Source organism: Acinetobacter sp. UBA2063, from assembly GCF_002333245.1.
Lineage (GTDB): Bacteria > Pseudomonadota > Gammaproteobacteria > Pseudomonadales > Moraxellaceae > Acinetobacter > Acinetobacter parvus.
In genome coordinates this window covers 1-6504 of sequence record NZ_DDAH01000079.1, presented here as the reverse complement: position 1 = coordinate 6504, position 6504 = coordinate 1, and the positions used below count along the sequence as shown (strand labels likewise).

Sequence of the window (6504 nt, the reverse complement as noted above, 5' to 3'; positions counted from 1 at the left end):
GCTTTTCCACATCGAATATTGCCCAGGGCGCGTCCGAACTTTTTGTATATGGTACGGCTGTCGTGGTTCAGCCTCTGGCGCCTAAACTTCCTGATCCATTTGGCGCATAGGCAATATAATGGATGGATTAATTTTTCAGATCGTTATTTTTCTGATTCTTTTTTCAGTCGGTTGGGGTTTTGGTCGTCATATCGAACAAAAACACCTACGTGAACTGGATGAGAAAGAAAGACAATTTGCCCATATCCGCATTGATACCAACCGCTTTGTTGAAACGACTGCAATAGGTCAACTGGTAAGCAGCAATGTGGTGATCTCACATGATTATTTTAAATATGTGCTTGCCACCATTCAAAACTTCTTTGGTGGCCGTCTCGTCAGCTATGAAAGTGTGGTAGAACGGGCACGGCGTGAAGCCATGCTTCGGCTCAAGCAGGAAGCACACAGGATGGGGGCAAACCAGATTATGGGGGTTCGTCTCAGCACCACTGAACTGGGGATGCAAGGTGGCATGGTTGAAGTGTTTGCTTATGGCACGGCTATTTTAAATGAGTAAAAGGGAGTAAAAGCTCCTTTTACTTCACTTTGGTTTTACGAATCATTTTATACAACAGGCTTGGCGACAAACGGGACACCAATACACCCAGTTGTTCTTTCTTGCCACCGACAACCACATATTCCTCACCTGCCATCAAAGCCTCAACCACACGCTGGGCAAATACATCGGCATCCAAACCATTTTCAATGGCTTCGTCCTGATGTCCCTGCGGCTTACCCTCACCATTTAAGGCATTAAAAGAGACATTGGTTTTAACAAAGCCTGGGAAAACCACCGAAACCTCAACCCCATCTTTTGAAACCTCGGCGCGAAGACTGTTTGCCCACATATGAATCGCCGCTTTGGCAGCTGAATAACTGGCGCGATATTGTGTACCCAATAGGCCCGCCACACTGGAGACAAATACCACCCGACCAGACTTTTGTTTGAGGAATGTTGGTAACACAGTCTTGGTAAAGAACACCTGTGAAAAATAATCCACTTCCATGATGGCACGTTCAGTTTGCATGGTGGTGTCCTGAATCAGGGCACGCTGGCTCAGACCTGCATTGTTGATCAGCCAGTCAATTCGCCCTTTGCATGCCAAAACCTGTTCATGCGCATGACGTACCTGGGCTTCATCAGTAATATCAGCGGCAATTGAAACATGACGTTCTGGCTTGAACAAACCGACACGCACAGCTTCCAGTTCATCATAACGGCGTGAAGTCAGCACCACCTGCGCACCCTGCAAGGCACATTCCCTTGCCAGCGCCTTGCCCAAACCAGAAGAAGCCCCTGTAATCCATACCACTTTATTTTCAAGGTTTTTTAACTTTGCCATATCAATGATCCCCTATGCCTGATGACGCATAAATTTTAAGAAGTAATCCACATAAATGACCGCAACCTGCTGATCCAGTTGAGTGCCTAGTTTTTCCAAACGTTTATAGCCTAGATGTGTGGTCATGTTGATCACGCCATTGAGGGTTTTATCCACCACAAAATTAAACTTCAGGCATTTTTTCGGTTCACGAATTAAATGGGTCACACCGACATCAATCACATCGGTCAGCAGTTTCAACGCATTTACCGTTTCATGACGGTCTCCACCAGCAAGCTTATGGCTTGAGCTTTTCACCTGTTGTGCAAGCTGCTGTTCAATTGGATAGGTCATGTAAACCTTTTCATCTTCAAGCTGAATGGTTTTGGAAAGATATTCCACCACAGGAACCAATCGGTCATTGCCAAAAAATGAAACAGACCATGGCATATATTTGCGAATGGCTTCCAGAATTTGCTGAATCACCTTTTCGGATTCGCCTGTTTGGGAATGATGCTGGTTTTCCTGTAGCAGCACCATAAAAACCTGTTCAATCACTTCACAAGCCATTTCTGACAGGACATTCCCCAAAGCATTTGCCTGACTTTCCTTACTGCCCTGTAATAACTGCGCTCGAATATGCGCAAATCTCGCGTATGTATCCGCATGAATATTTAAAAAAACGGCGGTGTTCATTCTAATTACCCTAATTCTTAGATTGCATAAAATAAGGGCTTGTTCAACAAGCCCTTATTTTTCCATCAAACTGTTTTATATGATTTTTGGCTTTCTATACGCCGAATTTAGCATATTCTATTCCGCATCGACATGCATAAATGCCAAAAAAATGGTTGACCGTGTGTTGCTTCATTAATTTTTAGTAAAATTGAATAACTCATCTGAACCATCCTCTCATTCATATTTTAATATTGTTATGTTGTTGTTTTATGCATCTACATAGGATAATTATGTGACACAGAACACATAATTCAAGGTTTTATCGTTAAAAAACCAACGCATTTCATCGGCTTTTTTAGATGAAAATCTTGGCGGTTTTTTTGCTACAATAGATCCAATTTTTTATTCAATTTTAATCTTCTGTACTATGACTGACGCTCAATCTGCTCAAAATATTGCAACCACTTACGATCCAACCGAGATCGAAAAGAAATGGTATCAAATCTGGGAACAACAGGGTTACTTCAAACCATCAGGTCAGGGTGAATCATTCTGTATCATGATTCCACCGCCAAACGTGACAGGTAGCCTGCACATGGGGCATGGCTTTAACAATGCCATTATGGATGCCTTGACTCGCTATAACCGTATGATGGGTAAAAACACCTTATGGCAACCAGGCACAGACCATGCGGGGATTGCAACGCAGATGGTGGTCGAGCGTCAACTCGGTTTGCAAGGTGTGACCCGTCATGACTTGGGTCGTGACAAGTTCATCGACAAAGTTTGGGAATGGAAAGAACAATCTGGCGGAACGATTACCAAGCAAATCCGCCGTTTAGGTTCATCTGTGGACTGGTCTCGTGAACGCTTTACCATGGATGATGGTCTATCCAATGCCGTAAAGGAAGTGTTTGTGCGTTTGCACGAAGATGGCTTGATCTATCGTGGCAAGCGTTTGGTGAACTGGGACCCTAAACTGCAAACTGCCCTTTCTGACCTTGAAGTTGAAAGCAAGGAAGAAAAAGGCTCATTGTGGCACTTTAAGTATTTCTTTGAAGATAAATCACTGAAAACCAAAGATGGTAATGACTATCTTGTGGTGGCAACCACACGTCCAGAAACTTTATTAGGCGATACAGCAGTTGCGGTACATCCTGAAGATGAACGTTATGCACACCTGATTGGTAAAAACATTATTCTCCCAATTACAGGTCGTTTAGTACCTGTGGTGGCTGATGAATATGTCGAAAAAGATTTCGGTACTGGCTGTGTGAAAATCACCCCAGCGCATGACTTCAATGACTATGAAGTCGGTAAACGCTGTAACTTAGCCATCATCAACATCTTCAACAAAAATGCCGAAGTGTTGGCTGAGTTTGAATATATCGCCAAAGCGGGTGAGCAAATTTCTCAACTGTTGCCTGCCCCTGCGGACTATATTGGTTTAGAGCGTTTTGCTGCCCGTAAAAAGTTGGTTGAACAAGCGGAAACTGAAGGCTGGTTAGATCAAATCCAACCTTATGACTTGAAAGCACCGCGCGGTGATCGTTCAGGTGTGATCGTTGAACCATTATTGACTGATCAATGGTATGTGAAGATTGCGCCACTTGCTGAACCTGCAATCGAAGCAGTTCAGGATGGTCGTATTAAGTTTGTGCCTGAGCAATATACCAATATGTATATGTCATGGATGCGTGACATTCAGGACTGGTGTATTTCGCGTCAACTGTGGTGGGGCCACCGTATTCCTGCCTGGTATGATGCCGAGGGCAATGTGTATGTGGGACGCAATGAAGAAGACGTTCGTGCCAAAAACAACATCGCTGCTGACATTGAATTAAATCAGGATGAAGATGTACTGGATACATGGTTCTCCTCTGCGCTTTGGACGTTCTCAACTTTAGGTTGGACTGGCGATGCACAGAAAGATGCAGCCAACGTTTTCCTTAAAACGTTCCACCCGACTGATGTGTTGGTGACAGGTTTTGACATCATCTTCTTCTGGGTTGCCCGTATGATCATGATGACCATGCACTTCATGAAAAATGAAGATGGTTCATCACAAGTTCCATTCAAGACGGTTTACGTTCATGGCTTGGTCCGTGATGGTGAAGGTCAGAAGATGTCGAAGTCCAAGGGCAACGTACTTGATCCGTTAGACTTGATTGACGGTATTGATCTTGAAAGTCTGGTTGCGAAACGTACCACTGGCTTAATGAATCCGAAAGACGCAGCGAAGATTGAGAAATCAACCCGTAAAGAATTTCCAGACGGCATCAATGCCTACGGTACAGATGCAGTTCGTTTTACGTTCTGTGCGCTTGCCAATACGGGTCGTGACATCAAGTTCGATCTAAAACGCGTTGAAGGCTACCGTAATTTCTGTAACAAGATTTGGAACGCGACCCGTTTCGTATTGATGAATGTTGAGGGGCAAACCGTTGGTCAGGAAGCGCGTCCTGATTTATGGGAACTTCCTGAACAATGGATCATCAGCCGTTTACAGAAAGTGGAAGCTGCGGTGCATCAAGCATTTGCCACCTACCGTTTAGACCTTGCGGCGCAAGCAATCTATGACTTTATCTGGAATGAATACTGCGACTGGTATGTCGAACTGACCAAGCCTGTGCTTAATGATGCCAATGTGTCAGAAGAACGTAAGGCAGAAGTTCGCCGTGTGTTACTTGCAGTAATGGAAGCTTCTTTACGTTTGGCACATCCGTTAATGCCGTATTTGACTGAAGAAATCTGGCAAACCCTTGCACCAATGTTGGGCAAAGGTGGCGCAACCATCATGACCGCACAATATCCTGTGCCTGATCAAGCGAAGATCAATGATCAAGCTGAAGCAGATATGCAGTGGTTACAAGGCCTGATTGGTGCGGTACGTAACATTCGTGGTGAAATGGGCTTGGGTAATGCGCGTTTATTGCCTGTATTGCTGCAAAACATTTCTGATACTGAACGTGAGCAAATCACCCGTATTGAAGCATTATTTAAGGCATTGGCTAAAGTTGAAAGCATTACATTCTTGGTTGACGGCGAACAACCGCCATTATCTTCTTCTTCTGTTGTGGGTCATGTTTCTGTATTTGTTCCAATGAAGGGTTTAATTGACCCGAAAGCTGAATTAGGTCGTTTGCAGAAAGACCTGGATAAGGTTCAAAAGCAACATGATCAAATCGCAACTAAACTTTCTAACGAAAGTTTTGTCGCTAAAGCACCAGCAGCCGTTGTTGATGGTGAAAAAGTCAAATTGGCTGAGTTCGCTGACCAATTAGCGAAGATTAAAGCGAATATGGAGCAAATTGCAAGTTTATAATTATGACTAGCGTATTGAATAAAATATATTCAATACGCTAAACAGAGGTGGTCCCACTTGTTTGAACAACTAAAAGCTTATTTACAGGCTCAAACCACTTTAAAAATTAAATGACCAGCCGAATGCTCTATTTTTAAGTAAGTTTTTTAAACAATCAAAATCCTTATAACTATTTAAACACTGTTCATCTTGTAATAGCTTTCTTCGAATTTCCCTCAAATCATATTGGTACTTCTTAGCCAAATCAGCAGGTTTAAAAGTGTGTTTATAAAAACCTGAGCTTTTCCAATCAAATGAGTAAATAATGTGATCTAACTCCATTTGCAATTGCTCAATTTGATCTTCTAGCAATAGATTATAAGATTTCAAATGTTCATTTGCGATTTTAACTGCTTGTTTTTGATCACCTTGTTCTGTATAAGCACGTAACTTTAATAGCGTAAGTAAATCTTTTTCTTCAAGTGCAGTATTTGCTTGCTGCAAGAGCTCGGTTTTGTCTATACGTTTTTGCTCATCCCGTTCACGATCAGGATGGATCACAGAGGCAATTTTTAAATAAATGCTTTTTAATGACTGCCCTGCCATTTTTTTTGCATCTTCAAGTTGCATTTGCTTCTTTAAAATTTTCTTTTTTTCTTTTTCTGCAAACTTTTGATATGCTTCACGTTCATGATCATTCAGTTGATTTTGAATGAAATCAGCTTCCTCTCGATCAAATTTTTCTTTTACTTTTTGCATAAACTCTTCAAGATTTTCGAGATCAAACTCAAAGTCAATCCAGTCCTCAGACACACCCAATTGATCTGCAAGAATTTCTTTCATCACTTGTTTTTCCATCATTTCATCAACATCATGCTCTGAATGAAAATCATCCTCTGTATCATCTACTTGTGATGTAGGCAAATGATCATGGTCTTCTAAAATTTTATAAAATTGAGCAATGACGATGGTCAATTTATGTTGTTCTTCAGACAGATTGGGATTATTTAAAAGTTGACTCACTAAAATTGAGATTTTTTGATCTAAACGCTCTAAATGGGTTTTAGCAAATTTATGCGATTGTTTATATTGCCAAAGTACCTCTAGTTGACTAAATAAAACTTGGTGCCATTGAGCATATAATGGCAAGAGTTCAACACT

General features: G+C 42.0%; 5 protein-coding genes and 1 pseudogene. 3 read left to right on the top strand and 3 right to left on the bottom strand.

From position 1 onward, the window contains the following. Both B4H32_RS03560 and B4H32_RS03555 read left to right on the top strand, forming a co-directional pair. Positions 1-110, top strand: a pseudogene (locus tag B4H32_RS03560) (hypothetical protein); the annotation flags it as partial. A gap of 8 nt (positions 111-118) precedes the next feature. Continuing rightward, the gene (locus B4H32_RS03555) at positions 119-556 is read left to right on the top strand and encodes a YbjQ family protein (RefSeq protein WP_286800020.1); all 438 of its coding nucleotides are present in this window, start codon (positions 119-121) and stop codon (positions 554-556) included. Between the two features lie 19 nt (positions 557-575). Here the strand turns inward: B4H32_RS03555 and B4H32_RS03550 are convergent, their stop codons facing one another. Beyond that, complete coding sequence (locus B4H32_RS03550) at positions 576-1382, bottom strand: SDR family NAD(P)-dependent oxidoreductase (RefSeq protein ID WP_004760932.1); 807 nt, start codon at positions 1380-1382, stop codon at positions 576-578. A 12-nt stretch (positions 1383-1394) separates the two neighbouring features. Next, complete coding sequence (locus B4H32_RS03545) at positions 1395-2057, bottom strand: hypothetical protein (RefSeq protein WP_004674981.1); 663 nt, start codon at positions 2055-2057, stop codon at positions 1395-1397. Between the two features lie 409 nt (positions 2058-2466). Here B4H32_RS03545 and B4H32_RS03540 point away from each other — a divergent pair, with 409 nt between their 5' ends. Then, positions 2467-5364 carry a valine--tRNA ligase gene (locus B4H32_RS03540; RefSeq protein WP_004681544.1) on the top strand — a complete coding sequence of 966 codons (2898 nt, stop codon included), beginning with the start codon at positions 2467-2469 and terminating at the stop codon, positions 5362-5364. 99 nt (positions 5365-5463) lie between these two features. On the opposite strand, the gene B4H32_RS03535 is transcribed toward B4H32_RS03540, so the two are convergent. Further along, a partial coding sequence (locus B4H32_RS03535; protein ID WP_286800017.1) for a molecular chaperone DnaJ occupies positions 5464-6504 on the bottom strand: 1041 nt, incomplete at its 5' end.